The sequence below is a fragment of the Ensifer sp. CCNWLY38 genome (genome assembly GCF_037120565.1).
Lineage (GTDB): Bacteria > Pseudomonadota > Alphaproteobacteria > Rhizobiales > Rhizobiaceae > Ensifer > Ensifer adhaerens_H.
In genome coordinates this window covers 17274-38979 of sequence record NZ_JBBBBO010000006.1, presented here as the reverse complement: position 1 = coordinate 38979, position 21706 = coordinate 17274, and the positions used below count along the sequence as shown (strand labels likewise).

Sequence of the window (21706 nt, the reverse complement as noted above, 5' to 3'; positions counted from 1 at the left end):
CATGTCCGAGGTCCGATTTTCGGAGAGCGTTTCCGCACTTGTTGAAGACGACGTACTCGTCGTCACCATCGACAATGCGCCCGTCAATGCGCTCTCTTCGCATGTGCGCTCCGGCCTGGTGGCGGCGCTCGACCATGCGGCCAGTCTCCCCACGATTAGGGGCGTGGTCATCACGGGCGCCGGCAGCACCTTCATTGGTGGCGCCGACATCAGGGAGTTCGGCAAGCCGGCGGTCGAACCGACGCTTCCGGACGTGATCGACCGCATCGAGGCGTTTGAGAAGCCGGTCGTCGCTGCCGTCAACGGCGCGGCGCTTGGCGGCGGCTGCGAAGTGGCGCTCGCCTGCCACGGCCGTATCGCCGGCGAGAAGGCATCATTCGGCCTCCCCGAAGTCAAACTCGGCCTCGTCCCGGGCGCGGGCGGGACGCAGCGCCTTCCGCGTCTGATCGGTATCGTCGCGGCGATCGACCTCATCGGAACCGGGCGTGCCGTCAAGGCCGCCGAAGCCGTGACGCTTGGCCTTGCCGACAGCGTTGCCGCCGATCCCGTAGGTGCCGCACTGGCTTTCGTGGAGGAACAGACCGGCAAGCCGCTCCGCCGGACGGGCATGATCGCCGTTCCGGCGGCAGACGCCGCTTCCGTCAGCACGGCGGAAGCAAAAGTTCTGGCGAAGGCGCGCGGCCAGGCCGCCCCCGGGGAGGCCGTTCGTCTCGTCAAGGCAGCCGGCGAGCTCGACCTGAAACAAGGACTGACCGAGGAGCGCGCGACCTTCCTGCGCTTGCGCGATTCCACCGAGTCCGCTGCGCTCAGGCATGTTTTCTTTGCCGAGCGAGCCGCCGGCAAGGTCGAGGGGCTCGACAAGGTATTGCCGCGCCGGATCGAGACCGTCGGTGTCGTCGGCACCGGGTTGATGGGTTCCGGCATCGCCGTCTCCGCCCTCACCTCCGGCTATCGCGTGGTCGCGCTGGAGCAGACGGAAGAAGCCGCCGCCAGTGGGCGGGCACGGGTCGCCGAGACGCTCGACAAGACCCTGCGCTCCGGACGGCTGACTGCGGCCGGCCGCGACGGCTGCCTGGCGCGGCTGCAGACGACCGCCGAAGCCGGAGATCTCGCGAATGCCGACCTCGTCATCGAAGCGGTCTTCGACGATCTCCAGGTTAAGACAGAGCTGTTTCAGAGGCTCGACGGCATCGTCGCACCCGGCGCCATCCTCGCGACCAACACGAGCTACCTCGATCCCGATGCGATTGCCGCCGCGACAGCCGCTCCGTCGCGGGTCGTAGGCTTGCACTTCTTCTCGCCCGCCAACGTCATGCGGCTTGTCGAAGTCGTCAACTGCACCAAGACCACACCGGACGTGCTGGCAAGTGCGCTTGCCTTCGTCAAACGTCTCGGCAAGCTGCCCGTCGTTTCAGGCGTCACCGAAGGCTTCATCGGCAACCGCATTTTCTCCGCCTATCGCCGCGAGGCAGAGTTCATGCTGGAGGATGGAGCACTGCCGGAGGAGATCGATGCCGCGCTCGAGGCCTATGGCTTTCCGATGGGGATCTTCGCCGTCAACGATATGGCCGGGCTCGAGATCGCCTGGGCGCGCCGCAAGCGACAGGCGGCGACGCGGGATCCTGCCGCACGCTATGTCGAAATCGCCGACAGGCTTTGCGAAGCGGGGCGTCTCGGTCGCAAGAGCGGCCGTGGTTGGTACGCCTATTCCGATGGCAAACGGGCCGTCGATCCCGAGGTCACTGCGGTCATCGAAGCCGCAAGAGCGGTGAAGAACATCACGCCGCGCGATTTCACCGCGGACGAGATCGTGAGCCGGCTTCTGAAAGCGATGGCCGACGAGGGAACGGCCCTGCTGGCCGAAGGAATCGCGGCACGTCCCGGCGACATCGATCTGGTGATGATCAACGGCTACGGCTTTCCCGCGCACAAGGGCGGGCCGATGTTCACAGCCGAGCAAGGCAAGGACAAATCCCATGGGTGAAGCCTTCATCGTCGGCGGCGTCCGCACGCCCATCGGTCGCTATGGCGGCGCTCTGTCGAGCGCACGTCCGGACGATCTCGCGGCCCACGTAATCCGCGAGGCACTGGCGCGCGTTTCGTCCGTTCCGATTGAGGCGATCGATGAGGTTGTTCTTGGCTGCGCCAACCAGGCGGGCGAGGACAACCGCAATGTCGCCCGCATGGCCGCCTTGCTCGCCGGGCTACCGGACACGGTTGCCGGAACGACGATCAACCGGCTGTGCGGTTCCGGGCTAGACGCCGTCGGCTATGCCGCCCGCGCGATCCGGCTGGGTGAAGCCGAGATCATCGTCGCCGGCGGCGTCGAAAGCATGTCGCGCGCGCCCTTCGTCATGCCCAAGGCCGAAAGCCCGTTCCAGCGTGGCACCGAAATCCATGACACGACGATCGGCTGGCGCTTCGTCAATCCTGTCATGAAAACCCAATACGGCATCGACTCCATGCCGGAGACCGCAGAAAACGTTGCGGTCGAGTTTTCGATCTCGCGCGAAGACCAGGACGGCTTTGCGCTGCGCAGCCAGGCTCGCGCGGCGGCTGCGCAGAAGAGCGGGCGTTTCGCGCGCGAAATCGCCCCCTATGCGATCAAGGGGCGCAAGGGCGAGACGACGCGCGTCGAGCACGACGAACACCCGCGCGAAACGACGATCGAGAAGCTTGCCAGCCTGTCGACGCCCTTCGGCGCCAACGGCTCGGTTACCGCCGGCAATGCCTCTGGCGTCAACGACGGCGCAGCCGCTCTCATCCTTGCCTCGCGCCGCGCGGTCGAACGCTATGGCCTCCAACCGCTCGCCCGGGTCGACGGGATGGCGACGGCAGGGGTTCCGCCACGCATCATGGGCATTGGCCCTATCTTTTCGACCCGCAAGCTCCTGGAGCGCCTGAACCTCACAATTGGCGACATCGATATCGTCGAACTGAACGAAGCCTTCGCAGCACAGGCGCTCGCCTGCATGCGGCAGCTCGGGCTGGCCGACGATGCGCCCCACGTCAATCCGAATGGCGGCGCCATCGCGCTCGGCCATCCGCTTGGCATGTCAGGGGCACGCCTCGCGCTGACGGCAGCACTGGAGCTTGAGCAGCAAGGTGCGAAGCGTGCGATCGCCACCATGTGCATCGGCGTCGGACAGGGCATCTCGATGCTGCTGACGCGGCCGTGATGTCCGTCTCTTAGAAGGACCGACGTTCACCGTCTGGTCCGATGGTCGGAGGTCTTCATCCCGGGTCGGCCTTATCGCCAGCCGCCGCAGGGCATCCGGGTCGACACGCGTATTCCTGACAAATCGCGTCTTGATATTGTCGGCGGAAGCGCCCAACTGATCGGCATCGCGCTCCTTCACACTTCCCCACCGGGGCGTCCTGCACTCGAAGCGATAGACGTCAATCTTCAAAGGTTCCCCCATGACCCAGTATCCGGATATCCTCCTTCATATCGACGGCACCTGGCGGCCGGCGCGCGCGGGCAAGACTATTCCCGTCATCGACCCGTCCACCGAGGAAACGATTGGCCAGGTGGCCTGGGCAGAAGTGGCGGATCTGGATGAAGCGCTGAACGCCGCCCAAAAAGGCTTCCAGGTCTGGGGGGCGACCTCGGCTTTCGACCGGGCAAAGGTCATGCGAACGGCAGCGGCGCTGCTGCGCGAGCGTGCCGGCGACATCGCCTGGCTGATGACGCGGGAACAGGGCAAGCCGCTGGCCCAGTCCAAGGGCGAAATCCTCAGCGCCGCCGAAATCATCGAGTGGTTTGCCGAGGAAGGAAAGCGCGCCTATGGCCAGATCATTCCGCCGCGCACGCCCGATGTCACCCAGATGACCGTCAAGCTGCCCGTCGGCCCGGTCGCCGCTTTCACGCCCTGGAATTTCCCGATCAACCAGGTCGTACGCAAGCTGTCCGCCGCACTGACCACGGGATGCTCGATCATCGTCAAGGCGCCCGAGGAAACACCGGCATCGCCGGCCGAACTGATCCGGTGCTTCGTCGATGCTGGCATTCCCGCAGGCGTCGTCAACCTCGTCTATGGCGTGCCGGCGGTCATCTCGGAGTATCTGATCTCGCATCCGGTAATCCGCAAGATGTCCTTCACCGGCTCGACCCCGGTCGGCAAGATGCTGGCAGCACTCGCCGGCCAGCACATGAAGCGCGCGACGATGGAACTCGGCGGCCACGCCCCGGTCATCGTCACCGAGGACGCCGACATCGAGCAGGCCGTCGCGATCATGTCCGGCAGCAAGTATCGCAACGCCGGCCAGGTCTGCGTGTCGCCGACCCGCTTCCTGGTGCAGGAACGGGTGGCAGACCAGTTCCTTGAAGGTTTTGTCGCCGCGTCGCGGAAGATCAAGGTCGGCAACGGCCTTGAGACTGGCATCGACATGGGGCCGCTTGCCAACGAGCGGCGCATCCCGGCGATCGAAAGCCTGGTCGCCGACGCCGTGGAGCATGGCGGCCGGTTGGCAACCGGCGGCCATCGCATCGGCAACCGGGGCTATTTCTTCGAGCCGACGGTGCTTGCCGACGTGCCGCTCAGCGCCCGCATCATGAACGACGAACCCTTCGGCCCCGTTTCCATCATCAACCGCTTCAACGAGCTCGATGAGGCGATCAACGAGGCCAACCGCCTGCCGTTCGGACTTGCGGCCTACGCCTTCACCGGCTCCGAGCGAAGCGCCCATCGCCTCGCAAACGAAGTCGAGAGCGGAATGATCTCGATCAACCATCTCGGCCTGGCACTGCCTGAAGTGCCCTTCGGCGGCATCAAGGATTCCGGCTACGGAACGGAGGGCGGCTCCGAGGCGATCGAAGCCTATTTGGAAACCCGCTTCGTCACGCGCAAGAGCGTGTAACCGCGCTCGATCATCTCCTGCGCGGGCGGCGCGCGGGAGATGCTGCCTATCACCTATCAAGGGCACGAGATCCGCCCGCAGAAGTAGCAGTCTTAAATTTACTCCCCCGTTACGAAGTTTGCTCACCATCGGGCCCATGGCATGATGCCCATGGGAGAGCACGATGGGTTATGATTGGAATGGCGCACGCGGGCGCCGCATGAAGATCGCACGATTTGGCACGGCCGTCGCTCTGGCAACCTTGTTGGTGTCGGTCGCTGCGCAGGTCGTGGCCCGGGCAATCTAAACATCGACGGGTTGGCTTGTTCGGCGCCCGAGGGCCAAGTCGAAGGTTTTCGAACACGGTGACCAATAGCCCCGGATCTCCCTCTTGAATCGAAATTCCGGCCGTCCACGGCTCCGCTCCTCGATGTTCCGGATATTTCTGCGGCATAGCAGCCTGGTGAAAGCCCGGCCTGCCGGGTTTCCAGCGGCAATCGAAACTGATACGTTCCATTTTTGTTCCGAGTCATCTGCTTCGCGCGAAGAGTATGAGACCGTGAAGCGGAATCCGTGAATTCTTTCAAGGAGATGAAACGGAACGAAGATTTTGGGAATCTTGCTGACAACGCCTGGACACGTATGAGCGCCGCCTATCTCGAAAAACTGAATGACCGCCAGCGCCAGGCGGTGGTGCATGGTGTGGGATTGCCGCAAGGCCAGGCCGGCGGCCCTCTGCTGATTATCGCGGGTGCCGGCTCGGGCAAGACGAACACGCTCGCCCACAGGGTGGGGCATCTGATCGTCAATGGTGCCGATCCGCGCCGCATTCTGCTGATGACCTTTTCCCGCCGTGCCGCCGCTGAGATGATGCGCCGGGTCGGACGCATCTGCCGCCAGGTGCTCGGCGACAATGCCGCCGTCATGACGGACGCGCTTTCCTGGGCCGGCACGTTCCACGGGATCGGCGCGCGGATCCTGCGGATCTATGCCGAACAGATCGGCCTTGGCGCGGATTTCACCATCCATGATCGCGAAGACAGCGCCGATCTCATGAACCTCGTCCGCCATGAGCTCGGCTTCTCCAAGATGGAAAGCCGCTTCCCGACAAAGGGCACGTGCCTTGCGATCTATTCGCGCGTCGTGAACTCGGAAAGCTCGATCATCGACGTCTTGAAGACCGCGTATCCCTGGGCCGTGAGCTGGGAACAGCAACTGAAGGAACTGTTTGCCGGCTATGTAGAGGCAAAGCAGGCGCAGAACGTGCTCGATTACGACGATCTCCTGCTCTACTGGGCCCAGATGGTTTCCGACGCGGAGCTGGCGCAGGATATCAGCAGCCGTTTCGATCATATCCTGGTCGACGAATATCAGGACACGAACCGCCTTCAGGCCTCGATCCTGCTGTCGCTCAAGCCCGAGGGCCATGGTTTGACCGTCGTCGGAGACGACGCCCAGTCGATCTATTCCTTCCGGGCCGCGACGGTCCGCAACATCCTCGATTTCCCGAACGCGTTTTCGCCGGAGCCGGCCGACGTCATCACGCTCGATCAAAACTATCGCTCGACCCAGCCGATCCTCGCTGCCGCCAACGGCGTCATCGGGCTTGCGCGGGAACGGTTCACCAAGAACCTCTGGACGGACAGGCAGTCGGAGCAGCGCCCACAGCTTGTCACCGTCAAGGACGAGGCGGACCAGGCCGCCTATATCGTGGAGCAGGTTCTCGCCAACCGCGAGGTCGGCATAGCGCTGAAGCAGCAAGCGGTGCTGTTTCGCTCCGCCAACCACAGCGGCACCCTCGAAGTCGAGCTCACCCGTCGCAACATTCCCTTTGTGAAATTCGGCGGTCTCAAGTTCCTCGACAGCGCCCATGTCAAGGATCTGCTGGCAACCTTGCGGTTCGCGCAGAACCCGCGTGACCGTGTCGCCGGCTTCCGGCTGCTGCAGATGCTGCCCGGGATCGGTCCGCAGACGGCAGGCAAGATCCTCGACGCGATCGCCGCCGATCCCGAACCGCTCGCAGCGCTCGCGGAAATCCCGGCGCCACCCAAGACCGGAGAGGATTGGGCCAACTTCGTCGATCTCGTTTCCGCTCTGCGCAAGGTCGACACGGGATGGCCGGGAGAAATCGCGACGGCGCGCGCCTGGTACGAACCGCACCTCGACCGCATTCACGAAGACCCCGAAACACGCAAGGCCGATCTCGTGCAGCTCGAGCAGATTGCCGGCGGCTACCAGAACCGCGAGCGTTTCCTGACCGAACTGACGCTCGATCCGCCCGATGCCACCAGCGACCAGGCGGGCGTGCCCCTGCTCGACGAGGACTATCTGATCCTGTCGACCATTCATTCTGCCAAGGGACAGGAATGGCGCTCGGTCTTCATGCTCAATGTCGTCGACGGCTGCATCCCATCCGATCTTGGTGTCGGTACGACAGCCGAGCTCGAAGAGGAGCGGCGGCTGCTCTATGTCGGCATGACGCGGGCGCGCGACCACCTGGCACTGGTGACGCCACAAAGGTTCTTCACCTACGGCCAGAACAGCCAGGGCGACCGACACGTCTATGCATCGCGGACCCGCTTCATTCCGGCGACGCTGCTGCAGTTCTTCGAGACGACGAACTGGCCGAAGATGTCGGCGGCCGCCGGCGAACGCAGCGCCAAGCAGATCCGCATCGATGTCGGCGCCCGGATGCGTTCCATGTGGAAGTGAGGATGGGGTTCACGATGCTGGCAGGACCGGCAAGGAACGATGTATACCACGGCCCGCTCGCCTAAGCGGTCTTCCTTTGCAAGTCGCGAAAATGCCGATGATGGAAGCTACTGAGGCGTCCCTGTCAGGGTCGTGGACGGCCTGAAAGATGTTCGTTCGAGCAAGGCGCCGTCTTGCTGGCACGCGATAGGCTTTGACCAAAACTCAATGTCCGAAAGGTTTGGGGCCAGACCAGCCACGGATTCCACTGACTGGAGGCTCAATAGTTGTGATGAGCCACCGATCTGGACTACGCCACGAAATCTCCCTGAAGCTCCCTTCGAACTTTCCGATCTCTTGCCACCAGGCCATTAGCAGATCCGGCGATTCCATCTCCTTCGGTTGAGATTGAAATGGGATCCCTTTCGAATTGAGATCGATCAGCTTGGAATAGAGGTCTTCGTTCTCTCATAATTTGCCTTCGTCAACAAAGGCAATCTCTTGGCGGAGTTCATGCGTACGCGATGACCGCCCGCCTCCGATAAGAACGATGCCGCCCTGTGTTAGATGTGACACGGACAGCGGCGAAGGCTCCGCGGGGTTGCCGACTTCTACGGTGAAAGGCAGTCTCCGTCCTGGGTATCTCATCGGGGCTCGATCCATTGCCGATTCAGGCTCCAGCTTATGAAATGGAGCGCGCGGTAGCAATCAGCCGCCACCTGGCCCCGTCAGGCGGGATGATGTAGCACGCTGACCCCGCCATCGACCGTCAGGCAGGTGGCGTTCATGAAGGGGCACTCGTCCGAAATCATGAAGAGGGCGGCCTTGGCGATTTCCTCCGGCGTCGCGATGCGACCGCCGGGATGCAGCTTCATCGTTTCCGCTTCCGCCGCGGCCGGGTCGGGAAACGAGTTCCAGTATTCCACGGCCTTCTGCGTCCGCACGTAGCCTGGTGCCAGCGCATTCACACGCACGCCCTGCCCGGCATATTCCAGCCCCAGAGCCTTGGTCATGCCCAGAAGCGCATGCTTGGCGACGGGATAGGGGAAAGTGTGCGGGATGATGGTGAAGGCGTGGGTCGAGGCGATGTTGAGAATGACGCCGCCGCCGGCCGCGATCATGCCGGGCAGCACGGCCTTGCTGCAGTTCCAGGCGCCCTTGAGGTTGATGTCGAAGCAGCGCTGCCAGTCGGCGTCCGAGAGTTTCAGCGGCTCGAAGAACACGTTGACGCCGGCATTGTTGACGAGCGCATTCGGCTGGCCGACCTCGCGGGCGGCCGCAGCGACCGCTTGTTCGATCGCTTCCGCATCCGAGATGTCGGCCGTCGTGTGGCCGACCGTTCCGCCGGCGGCACGAAGCCGCTCAGCCTCTCTCGCCAGCAGATCGCCGTCGCGGTCGAGAAGAAACAGGCTCGCTCCTTCCGCAAGGAAGGTCTCGGCAATGGCAAGGCCGATCCCCTGTGCCGCGCCGGTCACGACGACGCGTTTTCCCTCAAGACGACCCGCCATCTCCGCCCTCCTCACCACTCGGCGACGCTGCCGTCGGCATGGCGCCAAATCGGGTTGCGCCAGCGATGGCCTTCCTTCGCCCGCTCGATGACATATTGCTCATCCACCTCGATGCCGAGGCCAGGTCCCTGCGGGATCGAGACGAACCCATCCGCGTAGTGGAACACTTCCTTGTTCGAGATGTAGTCGAGAATGTCATTGCCGGTGTTGTAGTGGATGCCGAGGCTCTGCTCCTGGATGAAGGCGTTGTAGCTGACGGCGTCGACCTGAAGGCAGGCGGCAAGCGCGATCGGTCCCAGCGGGCAATGCGGCGCCAGCGCCACGTCGTAGGCCTCCGCCATCGCCGCGATCTTGCGGCACTCGGTGATGCCGCCGGCGTGCGAAAGGTCGGGCTGCAGGATGTCGACATAACCATCCGAAAGCACGGACTTGAAATCCCAGCGCGAATAGAGCCGCTCACCAAGCGCGATCGGCGTCGAGCAATGGTTGGCGATTTCCTTCAGTGCCTCTCGGTTTTCCGAAAGCACCGGTTCTTCGATGAACATCAGGTTGAAGGGCTGCAATTCCTTGGCCAGCACCTTGGCCATCGGCCGGTGCACGCGGCCGTGGAAATCGACGCCGATGCCGATATGCGGACCGATCGCCTCGCGGATCGTCGCGATGATCTCAACCGCCTTTTCCACCTTCTCCCAGGTGTCGACGATCTGCATCTCCTCGCAACCATTGAGCTTGATCGCCTTGAAGCCGCGGGCAACGACATCGCGCGCATTGTTGGCGACGTCGGACGGACGGTCGCCGCCGATCCAGGAATAGACCTTGATGCGGTCGCGCACCTGGCCGCCAAGCAGCGCATGGATCGGCTGACCGTAGGCCTTGCCCTTGATGTCCCAGAGCGCCTGGTCGATGCCGGCAAGTGCTGACATGTGGACCGCCCCGCCGCGGTAGAAGCCGCCACGATACATGACCTGCCAATGGTCCTCGATCAGCAGCGGATCCTTGCCGATTAGGTAGTCCGAGAGCTCGTTGACCGCCGCTTCCACCGTCAGGGCACGGCCTTCGACGACCGGCTCGCCCCAGCCGACGATGCCCTCGTCGGTTTCGATCTTCAGAAACAGCCAGCGTGGCGGAACGATATAGGTGGTGAGCTTGGTGATCTTCATGGTGCGATATCCGCCGGGTGGAGCAAGGCGGCGACTGCCGCCTGAGGAAGGTTTCAGCGCGCCGAAAGGGCGGGCCGGTGACGTTCGACGGCGACCTTGAGGTCGCGCGCCGCAAGATCCAGCATGCGCGTGGAACAGTCGCGCGCCCGCGCCTTGTCGCGCAGGCGCAGCGCCTCGACCAGTTCGCCATGGATGTCGATCGCCTCGTCGCGGCGCTCGGCAACCTCGTTGGAAGCATGCAGCGAGAACTTCAGCGCCGCCTGGATGATGCCGACGAGTTGCAGAAAAACCTGGTTGTGGCTGGCCTTGAGCAGACAGGTGTGAAAGGCGACGTCGGCATCGGTGAAGCCGACGAGATCGCGTTCGCCGTCACGCATCGCCTGCCAGGCGCGCTCGAGATCGGCGATCTCCTGGACCGTGGCCCGTTCGGCGGCAAACTCCGCCGCCGCCGGCTCGATCGCCCGGCGGGCCTCCAGAATGCAGTTCAACAGGTCGAATTCGAAGATGCGCTCGCCGATCCATTCAAGAACCTGCGAATCGAGGATGTTCCACTCGTCCTTGTTGCAGACGACGGTTCCGACCCGCGAGCGACCACGCACCATGCCCTTCGATTCCAGCACCTTCAAGGTTTCGCGGATGACGGTTCGGCTGACGCCATAGCGTTCGCAAAGGTCGTTTTCGCGCGGCAGGAACGAGCCGACCGGAAAGACGTCGGCGCAAATGTCCGAGGCGATCGCTCGCGTCACGTTCTTCTGGACGCGTGGGCGGCGCTGCCCGCGCTCCTCCATGCCGCTTCCCTGTTCGTGCTGTTCCACCACCATCTCCTCCCCGCGCGTCTCCCGACCGTTGCTTAGCGCAGACGCCGGGACGCGACAACGCGCCAAAGCACGTTGCTATCGTTATACATCACTATCGCATTCATCATACAAAGGCAATTGACGAATATGATGATTCATCATACACAAATGCTCACTGCAGGAGGCAGTTCACCAGGGAGAGAGATCATGCGCTTTATCAAGGCAGCCATTCTGGCTGGTACCGTCGCCGTGCTCACGGCAACCTCAGCGTTTGCTGCCGACGTCAAGATCGGCTTCATCGTCAAGCAGCCGGAAGAACCGTGGTTCCAGGACGAATGGAAGTTCGCCGACGTCGCCGCCAAGGAAAAAGGCTTCACGCTGGTGAAGATCGGCGCCGAAGACGGCGAGAAGGTGCAATCGGCGATCGACAACCTCGGCGCCCAGGGTGCGCAGGGCTTCATCGTCTGCACGCCTGACGTCAAGCTCGGCCCCGGCATCGTCGCCAAGGCCGCCGCCAACGAGCTCAAGCTGATGACCGTCGACGACCGGCTGGTCAACGCCGATGGCAGCCCGATCGAAGACGTCCCGCATATGGGCATTTCGGCGACGAAGATCGGCGAGGCCGTGGGCCAGGCGATCGTCGACGAGGTCAAGAAGCGTGGCTGGGACATGAAGGATGTCGGCGCGATCCGCGTTTCCTACGACCAGCTGCCGACGGCGGTCGATCGTGTCGAGGGCGCGCTCTCGGTGCTCAAGGCCAACGGCTTCCCGGAAGCCAACATCTTCGACGCGCCGCAGGCAAAGACCGATACGGAGGCAGCACTGAACGCCTCGACGATCGTGCTCAACAAGAATGCCGGCATCAAGAAATGGGTCGCGATCGGCCTCAATGACGAAGCGGTGCTCGGCGCCGTGCGCGCAACCGAAACGGTTGGCATCTCCGCCGACAGCATGATCGGCGTCGGCATCGGAGGTGCGGATTCGGCGATCAACGAGTTCAAGAAGCCCGCAGCCACTGGCTTCTTCGGCACCGTCATCATCTCGCCGAAGCGTCACGGCTATGAAACCGCGCTCAACATGTTTGAGTGGATCGCCAACGGCAAGGAGCCGGAAAAGCTGACCCTGACCGCCGGCCAACTGGCGCTGCGCGACAATTACGAAGCCGTGCGCAAGGACCTCGGCATCGAGTAATCGCTGCTTGCGACACCATCGGCCCGGCGGCTGATCCCGCCGGGCGTTCCGTATCGGAGCCGCACATGCAAGACTTTCTTCAATTCCAGTCGATCTCCAAGGGCTATCCCGGCGTCCAGGCGCTGTCGGACGTTTCGTTTTCCGTGCGCAAGGGTGCCGTCCATGGGCTCATGGGCGAGAACGGCGCTGGCAAGTCGACGCTCATCCGATTGCTGTCCGGCGACCAGGCGGCCGACCAGGGAGAGATCCGCATCGACGGCGCGGCGCAGAGCTATCGTTCCGTGCGCGACGCCTTTCGTGCCGGCGTGATCGTCATCCATCAGGAATTGCAGCTCGTTCCTGAGCTGACGGTTGCAGAAAACCTCTGGCTCGGCCACTTCCCCGGCAAGGGTGGGGTGATCGATCGCCGCCAGCTGATCCGCGTTGTCGGCGAGAAACTCTCCGAAATCGGCATCGACGTCGATCCGTCGGCCAAGATCGCCTCGCTTTCGATCGGCGAACGTCAGATGGTCGAGATCGCCAAGGCGGTCATGCTCGACGCGCGCGTCATCGCGCTCGACGAGCCGACATCGTCGCTGTCGTCGCGTGAAAGCGAAATCCTCTTTGCGCTCATCGAGCGCCTGCGTTCGAACGGCACGGTGATCCTTTACGTGTCCCACCGTCTCGACGAGATCTTCCGGCTCTGCGACAGCCTGACGGTGCTGCGCGACGGCAAGCTTGCCGCCCATCATCCCGATATTTCCAAGGTGACACGCGATCAGATCATCGCTGAAATGGTTGGTCGCGAGATCTCCAACATCTGGGGCTGGCGGGCCCGTCAGCTCGGGACTGAGCGCCTGCGCGTCGAAAACATCTCTGGCCCGAAACTGAAAACGCCCTTGAGCTTTTCCGTCCGGCGCGGCGAGATTCTCGGCTTCTTCGGCTTGATCGGCGCCGGCCGCAGCGAGATGACCCGGCTCGTCTACGGAGCTGACGTGCGCTACGGCGGCACGGTCACCATCGACGGCGCAATCGTGCCAGCCGACAGCCCGCCGCGATCGATCCGCGCCGGCATGGTGCTGTGCCCGGAGGACCGCAAGTTCGACGGTATCGTCCAGGGGCGCAGCATTGAAGAGAACATGGCGATCTCGTCGCGCCGGCACTTCTCGCCATTCGGCATCCTCGACCTGAAGAAAGAAGCGGAGCTCGCCGACCGCTTCATCGCCAAGCTTCGGGTGCGCACGCCATCGCGCAAGCAGGACATCATCAATCTCTCCGGCGGCAACCAGCAGAAGGTCATCCTTGGCCGCTGGCTGTCCGAACAGGGCGTAAGGGTCCTAATCATCGACGAACCGACACGCGGCATCGATGTCGGCGCGAAATCCGAGATCTACGAGATCCTCTACGAACTCGCGGCTCAGGGCATGGCGATCGTCGTCATTTCCAGCGAGCTGCCCGAGGTGATGGGCATCACCGACCGCATCCTCGTCATGTGCCAGGGCCGGATCGCCGCCGATATCGCGCGCGAAGATTTCGACGAACGCGGCATCCTCGCCGCCGCCCTTCCCGATGTTCCAACCGAGCAGGCTCAGCCGTCATGACTTCCTTGAAAAAACTTCTTCTCGGCGAACAGGGTCTCGTCGTCATCTTCGCCGTTGCGTTTGCGATCGTGGCGCTGACAGTTCCGAACTTCCTGACCGAGCGCAACATGCTGGGCCTGCTGCAATCGGTCGTCACCATTGGCATCGTCGCCTGCACGATGATGTTCTGCCTCGCCTCGCGCGACTTCGATCTCTCGGTCGGCTCCACCGTCGCCTTTTCCGGCATGGCCGCCGTCATGGCGTCGAACGCTTCGGGCTCGATCCTTATCGGCCTCGTTGCCGCGCTGCTGTGCGGTGGGTTTGTCGGTCTCGTCAATGGCGTTGTCATCGCCCACTTCCGCATCAACGCACTGATCACGACGCTTGCCACCATGCAGATCGTGCGCGGTTTCGCGCTGATCGCGTCCGACGGCCGCGCCGTCGGCATCAACGATCCAAGCTTCTACCAGCTGGCGCTGTCGAAGTTCCTCGGCATCCCGACGCCGATCTGGGTGATGGGCGCGTTCTTCCTCGTCTTCGGCTTCGTCTTGAACCGCACCGTCTTCGGCAAGAACACGCTGGCGATCGGCGGCAACCCCGAGGCTTCGCGGCTCGCCGGCGTCAATGTTTCGAACATGCGCATCTGGATCTTCGCGCTGCAGGGCCTCGTCTGCGCCGTCGCCGGTGTGCTGCTCGCCTCGCGCATCACCTCGGGCCAGCCGAATGCGGCAACGGGTCTCGAACTCTCGGTCATCTCGGCCTGCGTACTCGGCGGCGTTTCGCTTGCGGGCGGCCGTGCGGCGATGACCGGCGTTATCGTCGGCGTGCTGATCATGGGCATCGCCGAAAACGTCATGAACCTACTCAACATCCAGGCCTTCTACCAATATGTCGTGCGCGGTCTGATCCTTCTGCTCGCCGTGCTGCTCGACAATCTCCGCTCGGCCGCCGCCGGCCGCCGCAGCTAGCAAATGGCGGAAGACATCCTCGTCTTCGAGAATGACGAAGGGCTCACCGTCGAGGTGAGTCCGCTCGGCGGCGCCATCCTCTCGGCCCGCTGGCGCGGCATCCCGGTGCTCGCGCCGACGTCGGCGCCGGGTCTCGCCTCCCAGGTGTTCGGCGCCGAAGCGTGTTTTCCGCTGGTGCCCTTCGGTAACCGCATCGAGGATAATGGCTTCCACTTCGAAGGTCGCGATTACACGCTCACCCCCAATACGTCCGACCCGCTGGTGCTCCACGGCGACGGCTGGCTTCGGCGTTGGTCGATCCTTCACCAGGACCGTCATTCGCTTGCGCTGCATTACCGGCAGGAGGCAAACGCGGCCACGCCCTTCGCCTATGAGGCGGTGCAGACGATGACGATCGACGGTGCGAAGCTGACCCTTACGCTCACTGTCACCAACCGGGCCGCGCAGGCGCTCCCCTATGGATTGGGCCTCCATCCCTATTTTCCGCGCACGCCGGGAATGCGCCTTTTTGCCTATGCCGGCCGTTACTGGACGGAACGGGAGAACCACCTGCCGGGCGCGATGAAGTCAGTTCCTCGGGATCTGGACTTTACCTCCGGCACGCCACTTCCGCCTGGCTGGCTGAACAATGCCTTCGAAGGCTGGGATCGAAAGATGCGCATCGAGTGGCCGGAAACCGGCCTTGCGCTTTCGCTCGATGCAGACGAGAGCTTTCGCTTCTTCGTCCTCTACTCTCCCTCCACCGACGCCGACTTCTTCTGCTTCGAGCCGATGAGCCATCGGCCCAACGCACATCGCCAGCCCGAGAGCGGCGGTCTCGCCAGACTGGCGCCCGGCGAAACTCTGGAAGGCACCGTCACACTGCGGATCCATGAATTCGGACCGTGACTGACCTCATTCACCGGTCTTTGCCACTCCCATAGAAAAAGGCGGCGCCCCTCACGGAGCGCCGCCTTCGCTGTTCTTGGACTTACCGAAGCGGTGTTAAGCGGGCTGTTGTTCTTCGCGCGTCTTCACGAGGCTCCAGACCACGCCGGCGGCAATGATCGCGAAGGTGACGCCGAGCGAGAGCGCCGCCGGGAATTTCTCAAGCCCCAACAGGTCGGCGACGAAGATCTTCGAGCCGATGAAGATCAGGACGACGGCGAGCGCAGGCTTCAGGTAGCGGAAGCGATGGATCATCGCGGCAAGGGCAAAATAGAGGGCGCGCAGGCCGAGGATCGCGAAGATGTTCGACGTATAGACGATGAAGGGGTCGGTGGTGATCGCGAAGATCGCGGGAACCGAGTCGACAGCGAAGATCACGTCCGCGACTTCGACCATGACCAGCGCCATGAAGAGGGGCGTTATGAACCAGGTCATCTTGCCGGTCTTCGGGTTTACGAGCTTCACGAAGAAGCGCTCGCCATGATGGTCTTCAGTGACGTTGAAGCGGTTGCGCATGAAGCGGACCAGCATATTGTTCGAAACGTCGGGCTCGGCCTCCTTCATGACCAGCATCTTGATACCGGTGATGATGAGGAACGCCGCGAAGATATAGAGAACCCAGGCGAACTCAGCGACCAGCGTCGCGCCGACGCCGATCATGATCGCGCGCAGCACGATGACGCCGAGAATGCCCCAGAAGAGGACCCGGTGCTGATAAATGCGGGGCACGGCGAAGAAGGAAAAGATCAGGGCGATGACGAAGACGTTATCGAGCGCCAGCGTCTTTTCGACCACGAAGCCCGTCATATAGGCGAGTCCGGATTCGGAGCCTAGGTACCACCACACGAAGCCGCCGAAGGTCAGGCCGAGCGCGATGTAGAAAGAGGAAAGCTTGACGCTCTCGCGAACGCCGATCTCCTTGTTCTCCTTATGGAGAATCCCAAGGTCGAACGACAGGATGGCGATGACGAGGGCGAAAAAGCTCGCCCACATCCAGAGCGGCGTTCCCAGCCACTCCACAGACATGAAGGAAAGGTCCACAGACGGTCCTCATACGGCACATGGTGTCGGAATAAGGTCCGACATCGCAAGAGTGCCGAAGCTCTCGCCAGAGGGCCCGGACCAGCGGGTTGGCGGAGAAATGGGATCTCGATTTTCGCGGTTCAAGGGCGGAACTTCAATTTTTCCTTGAAATTTCGGAACCTCCTGCCGGTCCCTTTGCCCGGCTAACAACCGGGCTCGGTTTGCTCGGAACAAGGCCGGTCGTGCGGCTCCCGCCAGCGGCAGCGCTTGCGGCGGCACGGCCGCCAGCGTGAGCCCACCGAGGGCCGTACCGAGGGCGACACCGACATGCATGGCGGACAGATTGAGGCCGATCCCTGCTTCCGCCGTATCGGGTCCTGCCGCCAGCAGGAAACTCTGCACCACCGGCGAGATCATCCAGCTGATGCAGCCCCACACCATCATGGCGGCAATGAAGGTCCAGGGCGTCGATGAGGCAGCCGGCATCATCAGCAGGGCCAGCAGATAGGCGAGAGGCGTGATGACGATCGCCCGGCGCAGTGTCGCGGAATCCGCCAGCCAGCCACCAAGATAGCCTCCGCTGACACCTGCCACGCCGAAGGCGACAAATGCCAGAACGAGTTCCGTTTGGCCGAGACCGACGCGGTCGGTGATATAGGGCGCGAGATAGGCGAACAGAACAAAATGGCCGCCGATCATCAATACGGACAGCTACCAATCGGAAATCCACTTCCCATTCTTCGCCACGGGCGAGGACGGCCTGCATGTGCTGGAACGCGGAACGCCCATCGTTCAGGTGATTCCGTTCCGCCGCGATGCTTCCGATCTCGACGCGGATATTCGCAGCGAAAATGAGACGGAGGGCACGGTCCGCAAGACGATCCTGCGCAAGACGCTCGCTTCGGACGGCTGGTACAGAAAGTTCGTCCGTGCACAGCGGTAACCCCAGCCTGCCGACGACGTTTCGACGCCGCTGCGCCACGCAACGGCGGCGGCACTCCATGCCCGAATGTTCACGAGCTATAACATTGAAATAATTTTGTTTTCTTGGGAATAACCACGTTCGTCCGACGTTCCTCCCTTGCAGTCAACGAGACTGTCCCCGCAATGGAGAAACATCATGAAAAAGGTTCTCGCAGTTCTGAGTGCATTCCTGGTGGTTGGCGCGGCAGCACCTGCACCTGCCATCGCCGACGACCCGGTCACCCGCTTCCTGCAGAAGGCGACCGGCAACGGCAAATCAAGCCACGCGCGCTACAGCCGGAACGACGATGGACGCGGAAGCTGGAGTTCCAACCGCAGTTCCAATAGCTCGTCGAACTCCTCGCGGAACTCCAGCTCGAACAGCAGTTCCAATTCGTCGAGCAACTCCAGTTCGAACAGCTCCAGCAACTCCTCCTCGAACTCTTCCTCGAATTCGTCGTCGAACTCCTCGTCCGACGACGATTGAGACGCCCTCTCGAGAGGTAGATCAACGGGTCGATCCCACAGAGAATTGTCCTCCACGCCGAGCGGCGTGGGGGACAATTCGCGTCCTCGACCAGACCGCGATCGGCTGCTCTTCGATAGCCAAGGTGCAAGCCCAGAGCCGCGGCGTGGACGGCCCGATCAGCGCCCGGACCCATCGCGCGACGTCGCTTGACAGTCTTTTCAAAATAAACTTAACATGTTAATGGATTGAATGTTCCCGATGAGGAGCGAGGAACATTCAAGCCACCGAGGAGGGCCTGCATCACCGTCGGATCGCCGTCATTTGAGTTGACGTGAAGCGACACAGGCATGCCCTGTTTCCGGGTGGATCGAAACGGATCATTGGGAGGGATCTATGATACTGAACCGACGGAGCCTTATTAAAGCCGCTGGCGCCATGCTTGCGGCGCCTCTCGTCCTGCGAACAGGTGCTGCGCGCGCCCAGAGCGCAGTCACGCTGAAGCTGCACCACTTCCTTCCACCGGCATCGAACGTCCACCAGCGGCTGTTGACTCCATGGGCGAAAACCTTGGAGGAGCAGAGCAAGGGCGCGATCAAGGTCGATATCTTTCCGGCCATGCAGCTCGGCGGAAAGCCGCCGCAGCTTTACGATCAGGCGGCCAACGGCGTCGTCGATATCGTCTGGACCCTACCCGGCAACACGCCCGGGCGCTTCCCCTCCACCGAGGTTTTCGAACTTCCTTTCGTTGCGGCGAAGGAAGCGATCGTCAACGCCCAGGCGTGCCAGGAATACGGGCAGACGCATGTCCTGAAGGAAACCGCCGACACGCAATTGCTGTGCTTCTGGGCTCACGACCACGGATTGATCCACACCAACAAGGAAGTGAAGTCCGGTGCCGATCTGGTCGGCCTGAAACTACGGAATCCGACCCGCCTTGCCGGTGAGGCATTGGCAGCGCTGGGCGCGACCCCGGTCGGAATGCCCATCCCGCAGGTGCCGGAAGCGCTGGCCCAGCGCGCGATCGACGGCTGCGTCATCCCCTGGGAAGTGGTGCCCTCCATCAAGGTGAACGAGCTTACCAAGTTCCATACGGAAATCCCGGGTTCCCCGACGCTTTATACGGCGACGTTCTTCCTGGCGATGAACAAGAGCAAGTATGAGGCGCTGCCGGCCGATCTGAAGGCTGTGCTCGACGCCAACAGCGGCATGACCTTCGCCAAGAGGGCCGGCGAAATGTGGGACAGCGTCGGCGCCGAAGTCCGTGCCGCGATCGAAGCATCCGGAAGCGGAACGATCAGTGCCATCAGCGAGGATGAGAAGGCGACGTGGGTCGCGGCGACCAAGCCCGTCCACGACAAATGGATCGAGGACATGAAAGCCAAGGACCTCGACGGCCAGGCGCTGATCGATGCCGCCCAGGGGCTCGTTCAGAAATACGCGAACGCCTGAAAGGCGCTGCCAGCCTTACAGCGCCGCGCGTCGTTTAAGACGCGCTACGGCCGCTGTAACACTTTAGATTTGCTGCATAATTTTGTCCTTAAAGCGATGCCGATTTAAGGAATTATGCAGTAGGCGCCTGAACCCGGGCGCATCGGACCGTTCAAGAGCTCGAGGCCAGGATGACGGAACAAGCAATGCACGAGGGCGTGGTGAATGTGCCGCGCCGACGCGGGGTCGAGCGCCTCGCGGCCGGATTGGCACTCATAGGCGGAACGCTCGTCTGCCTCGCAGCCGCATTGGTGACGATCAGCGTCCTCGGCCGCTGGCTCTTCAATCGGCCGGTGCCGGCCGACTACGAACTGGTGGAGGTCGCGATCGGTGTCGCGGTCTTTTCGTTCCTCGGCTACACCCAGGCGCGCAACGGACACATTGCCGTCGATACCTTTACGCTCGCTCTTCCGTCACGCGTCACGCGGGTCATCGACGGTGCCTGGGACCTCGTGCTGGCCGCCTGCCTGGCATTCTTCGCCTGGGGCCTTCTCACCGGCGGTCTGGAGGCGCGTCTGTACGGAACGACTCTGATCCAGCTGCCCTGGCCGATCTGGCCGGTCTATCTGACCTGCGCCGCGCTGGCGGCGCTCGCATCCGTCATCGGGCTGTCCGTGGCCATTCTCAAGATCGGAGCTCCTCGATGAGCGGTTTTGCCATTGCCTGCCTGGGCTTCGCCGCCATGCTGGTCCTGATCGCCATCAGAATGCCGATCGCGCTCGCCATGCTCGCGGTCGGCGCCGCCGGCTATGCCTGTCTCTCCGGACCGCACGCTCTGGTCTATTACCTGCAGACCAACACCTACAGCCAGTTTGCCAGCTACACGCTGTCCGTCATTCCCCTCTTCATCCTGATGGGCGCGCTTGCCGAACAATCGGGTATCGCCGCGACCATGTTCCGGGTGGCCGAGCGGAGGCTCGGACGGTTCAAGGGCGGAATGCCGATGGCGGTGATCGCGGCCTGCACGGGCTTCGGCGCGATCTGCGGCTCTTCGGTCGCAACGACCGCAACCTTCGGGCGCGCGGCACTGCCGGAACTGCGCCGGGCGCGGGTCGATGCCGGGCTTGGCACCGGGACGATCGCTGCCGGCGGCACGCTCGGCATCCTCATTCCGCCCTCGGTCATTCTGGTGATCTATGCGATCACCGCCGAGCAGAACATCGCCAAGCTGTTCCAGGCCGCCCTGGTGCCGGGATTGCTGGCAGCGGCGTTCTATCTGATCGCCATCGCCGTGGTCGTTCGGCGCAAGCCCCATCTCGCGCCGCCGGTGACGGTCGTCGAGGTCGCAAAGACGCTCCGTCCGTTCTGGGCGCGGCCGGGGGGGCTGGTCTTGCTTGTCGGCGGTACTGTCGGCTGGCTGTTGGGTTCGCTCGGAACCGTCGGCGCGATATTGCTGGCAATCTTCGGCCTGCTTCTGCTCGCCGCCGATTTCGCCGTCGTTCCGGCCGCCGCCGTTGCGGTCACGGTCGTCGGCGGCATCTATGGGGAAGTGTTTACGCCGACCGAAGGTGCTGCGGTCGGTGCCGCGGTGACGCTCGCGATCGGCCTGCTGCAACGGACATTGAGCCCCGCCGCCTTGAAGAACGCGCTGCTACAGACGGCTGAAACCAGCGGGATGATCTTCCTGATCCTTCTCGGGGCGGAGGTCTTCGGCGCGTTCCTGGCGCTGACCCAAATGCCGATGATGCTTGCCTCGATGATCGGGGAGTCCGGGCTGCCGCCCTACGCCGTCGTGTGCGGCATGCTGCTGATCTACATCGTGCTCGGCGCCGTCATGGACGAGCTGGCGATGATCCTGCTGACCCTTCCCGTCTTCATCCCGATCGTCATGACGCTCGACCTCGGCATGCCGCCGGACGACGTCGCCATCTGGTTCGGCATTCTCGTCCTGATCGTCGTCGGCATTGGCCTCTCCGCCCCGCCGATCGGCCTCAATGTCTTCATCATCAACAAGTTGGCGACCGACGTGCCGATAGCGCAGACTTACCGAGGCGTGATGCCGTTCGTGATCGCCGACCTCATCAGGCTGGTCATCGTCACGGTTTCCCCGGGGGTTGCGCTGGCGCTGGTCCGATTGCTGAATTGACGGGGCCGGTTCCCGGGCGACGCTCTCAAGTTTTAAC

General features: G+C 63.0%; 18 protein-coding genes. 12 read left to right on the top strand and 6 right to left on the bottom strand.

The window, feature by feature from the left end; all coding sequences use genetic code 11:
• Position 1: 1 nt before the first annotated feature.
• The 4 genes from V7S54_RS14320 to V7S54_RS14305 all read left to right on the top strand — a co-directional run bounded on the left by V7S54_RS14320 (position 2) and on the right by V7S54_RS14305 (position 7551).
• Positions 2–1984, top strand: a complete 1983-nt coding sequence (locus V7S54_RS14320; protein ID WP_336408605.1) for a 3-hydroxyacyl-CoA dehydrogenase NAD-binding domain-containing protein — start codon at positions 2–4, stop codon at positions 1982–1984.
• Complete coding sequence (gene pcaF / locus V7S54_RS14315) at positions 1977–3179, top strand: 3-oxoadipyl-CoA thiolase (RefSeq protein ID WP_336408606.1); 1203 nt, start codon at positions 1977–1979, stop codon at positions 3177–3179. The genes V7S54_RS14320 and pcaF overlap by 8 nt, the downstream gene beginning before the upstream one ends.
• 241 nt (positions 3180–3420) lie before the next feature.
• Positions 3421–4860: an NAD-dependent succinate-semialdehyde dehydrogenase gene (locus V7S54_RS14310; RefSeq protein ID WP_336408607.1), complete on the top strand. Its 1440-nt coding sequence runs from the start codon at positions 3421–3423 to the stop codon at positions 4858–4860.
• A 621-nt stretch (positions 4861–5481) separates the two neighbouring features.
• Entirely contained in the window at positions 5482–7551 is a 2070-nt protein-coding gene (locus V7S54_RS14305; protein WP_336408608.1) for an ATP-dependent helicase, read from the top strand.
• A 707-nt stretch (positions 7552–8258) separates the two neighbouring features.
• On the opposite strand, the gene V7S54_RS14300 is transcribed toward V7S54_RS14305, so the two are convergent.
• Genes V7S54_RS14300 through V7S54_RS14290 form a run of 3 tightly spaced genes read right to left on the bottom strand, consistent with a single transcriptional unit; the run spans position 8259 to position 10986 of the window.
• Complete coding sequence (locus tag V7S54_RS14300) at positions 8259–9038, bottom strand: SDR family oxidoreductase (RefSeq protein ID WP_065373973.1); 780 nt, start codon at positions 9036–9038, stop codon at positions 8259–8261.
• 11 nt (positions 9039–9049) lie between these two features.
• Positions 9050–10198, bottom strand: a complete 1149-nt coding sequence (dgoD, locus tag V7S54_RS14295; RefSeq protein WP_336408609.1) for a galactonate dehydratase — start codon at positions 10196–10198, stop codon at positions 9050–9052.
• A gap of 53 nt (positions 10199–10251) precedes the next feature.
• Positions 10252–10986, bottom strand: coding sequence for a FadR/GntR family transcriptional regulator (locus V7S54_RS14290; RefSeq protein ID WP_442892563.1), 735 nt, complete (start codon positions 10984–10986; stop codon positions 10252–10254).
• A gap of 216 nt (positions 10987–11202) precedes the next feature.
• Here V7S54_RS14290 and V7S54_RS14285 point away from each other — a divergent pair, with 216 nt between their 5' ends.
• From V7S54_RS14285 to V7S54_RS14270, 4 genes are all read left to right on the top strand, one after another.
• Complete coding sequence (locus V7S54_RS14285; RefSeq protein WP_336408611.1) at positions 11203–12186, top strand: arabinose ABC transporter substrate-binding protein; 984 nt, start codon at positions 11203–11205, stop codon at positions 12184–12186.
• 65 nt (positions 12187–12251) lie between these two features.
• Complete coding sequence (gene araG / locus V7S54_RS14280) at positions 12252–13766, top strand: L-arabinose ABC transporter ATP-binding protein AraG (protein ID WP_336408612.1); 1515 nt, start codon at positions 12252–12254, stop codon at positions 13764–13766.
• On the top strand, positions 13763–14713 hold the full coding sequence (gene araH, locus V7S54_RS14275; protein WP_065373977.1) for an L-arabinose ABC transporter permease AraH: 951 nt from the start codon (positions 13763–13765) through the stop codon (positions 14711–14713). The genes araG and araH overlap by 4 nt, the downstream gene beginning before the upstream one ends.
• A gap of 3 nt (positions 14714–14716) precedes the next feature.
• Positions 14717–15601 carry an aldose 1-epimerase gene (locus V7S54_RS14270; protein ID WP_336408613.1) on the top strand — a complete coding sequence of 295 codons (885 nt, stop codon included), beginning with the start codon at positions 14717–14719 and terminating at the stop codon, positions 15599–15601.
• Between the two features lie 96 nt (positions 15602–15697).
• Here the strand turns inward: V7S54_RS14270 and V7S54_RS14265 are convergent, their stop codons facing one another.
• Positions 15698–16681 (bottom strand): TerC family protein, encoded by a 984-nt coding sequence (locus tag V7S54_RS14265; protein WP_336408614.1) that lies wholly within the window; start codon positions 16679–16681, stop codon positions 15698–15700.
• A 9-nt stretch (positions 16682–16690) separates the two neighbouring features.
• Entirely contained in the window at positions 16691–17362 is a 672-nt protein-coding gene (locus V7S54_RS14260; RefSeq protein ID WP_336408615.1) for a hypothetical protein, read from the bottom strand.
• Positions 17363–17429: 67 nt separating this feature from the next.
• On the opposite strand from V7S54_RS14260, the gene V7S54_RS14255 reads away from it, so the two are divergent.
• Positions 17430–17606, top strand: coding sequence for a hypothetical protein (locus tag V7S54_RS14255; RefSeq protein WP_336408616.1), 177 nt, complete (start codon positions 17430–17432; stop codon positions 17604–17606).
• 311 nt (positions 17607–17917) lie between these two features.
• On the opposite strand, the gene V7S54_RS14250 is transcribed toward V7S54_RS14255, so the two are convergent.
• A complete protein-coding gene (locus V7S54_RS14250; protein WP_065373982.1) occupies positions 17918–18190 on the bottom strand; it encodes a hypothetical protein in 273 nt (90 codons plus the stop codon).
• Positions 18191–18488: 298 nt separating this feature from the next.
• Here V7S54_RS14250 and V7S54_RS14245 point away from each other — a divergent pair, with 298 nt between their 5' ends.
• The 3 genes from V7S54_RS14245 (at position 18489) to V7S54_RS14235 (ending at position 21669) form a co-directional block, all read left to right on the top strand.
• Positions 18489–19544: a TRAP transporter substrate-binding protein gene (locus V7S54_RS14245; RefSeq protein WP_336408617.1), complete on the top strand. Its 1056-nt coding sequence runs from the start codon at positions 18489–18491 to the stop codon at positions 19542–19544.
• 170 nt (positions 19545–19714) lie between these two features.
• Positions 19715–20230, top strand: coding sequence for a TRAP transporter small permease (locus V7S54_RS14240; protein ID WP_083203567.1), 516 nt, complete (start codon positions 19715–19717; stop codon positions 20228–20230).
• Entirely contained in the window at positions 20227–21669 is a 1443-nt protein-coding gene (locus V7S54_RS14235) for a TRAP transporter large permease (RefSeq protein ID WP_336408618.1), read from the top strand. The genes V7S54_RS14240 and V7S54_RS14235 overlap by 4 nt, the downstream gene beginning before the upstream one ends.
• The last annotated feature ends 37 nt before the right edge of the window (positions 21670–21706 follow it).

Bases quoted from the DNA above. Each gene is read 5' to 3' on its own strand.
- V7S54_RS14320 (WP_336408605.1), top strand. From the start codon at position 2: ATGTCCGAGGTCCGATTTTCGGAGAGCGTTTCCGCACTTGTTGAAGAC.
- V7S54_RS14235 (WP_336408618.1), top strand. From the start codon at position 20,227: ATGAGCGGTTTTGCCATTGCCTGCCTGGGCTTCGCCGCCATGCTGGTC.
- V7S54_RS14270 (WP_336408613.1), top strand. From the start codon at position 14,717: ATGGCGGAAGACATCCTCGTCTTCGAGAATGACGAAGGGCTCACCGTC.
- V7S54_RS14300 (WP_065373973.1), bottom strand. From the start codon at position 9,038: ATGGCGGGTCGTCTTGAGGGAAAACGCGTCGTCGTGACCGGCGCGGCA.
- V7S54_RS14285 (WP_336408611.1), top strand. From the start codon at position 11,203: ATGCGCTTTATCAAGGCAGCCATTCTGGCTGGTACCGTCGCCGTGCTC.
- araG (WP_336408612.1), top strand. From the start codon at position 12,252: ATGCAAGACTTTCTTCAATTCCAGTCGATCTCCAAGGGCTATCCCGGC.
- araH (WP_065373977.1), top strand. From the start codon at position 13,763: ATGACTTCCTTGAAAAAACTTCTTCTCGGCGAACAGGGTCTCGTCGTC.
- V7S54_RS14310 (WP_336408607.1), top strand. From the start codon at position 3,421: ATGACCCAGTATCCGGATATCCTCCTTCATATCGACGGCACCTGGCGG.
- V7S54_RS14245 (WP_336408617.1), top strand. From the start codon at position 18,489: ATGATACTGAACCGACGGAGCCTTATTAAAGCCGCTGGCGCCATGCTT.
- V7S54_RS14305 (WP_336408608.1), top strand. From the start codon at position 5,482: ATGAGCGCCGCCTATCTCGAAAAACTGAATGACCGCCAGCGCCAGGCG.
- V7S54_RS14290 (WP_442892563.1), bottom strand. From the start codon at position 10,986: ATGGAGGAGCGCGGGCAGCGCCGCCCACGCGTCCAGAAGAACGTGACG.
- pcaF (WP_336408606.1), top strand. From the start codon at position 1,977: ATGGGTGAAGCCTTCATCGTCGGCGGCGTCCGCACGCCCATCGGTCGC.
- V7S54_RS14260 (WP_336408615.1), bottom strand. From the start codon at position 17,362: ATGATCGGCGGCCATTTTGTTCTGTTCGCCTATCTCGCGCCCTATATC.
- V7S54_RS14240 (WP_083203567.1), top strand. From the start codon at position 19,715: ATGACGGAACAAGCAATGCACGAGGGCGTGGTGAATGTGCCGCGCCGA.
- dgoD (WP_336408609.1), bottom strand. From the start codon at position 10,198: ATGAAGATCACCAAGCTCACCACCTATATCGTTCCGCCACGCTGGCTG.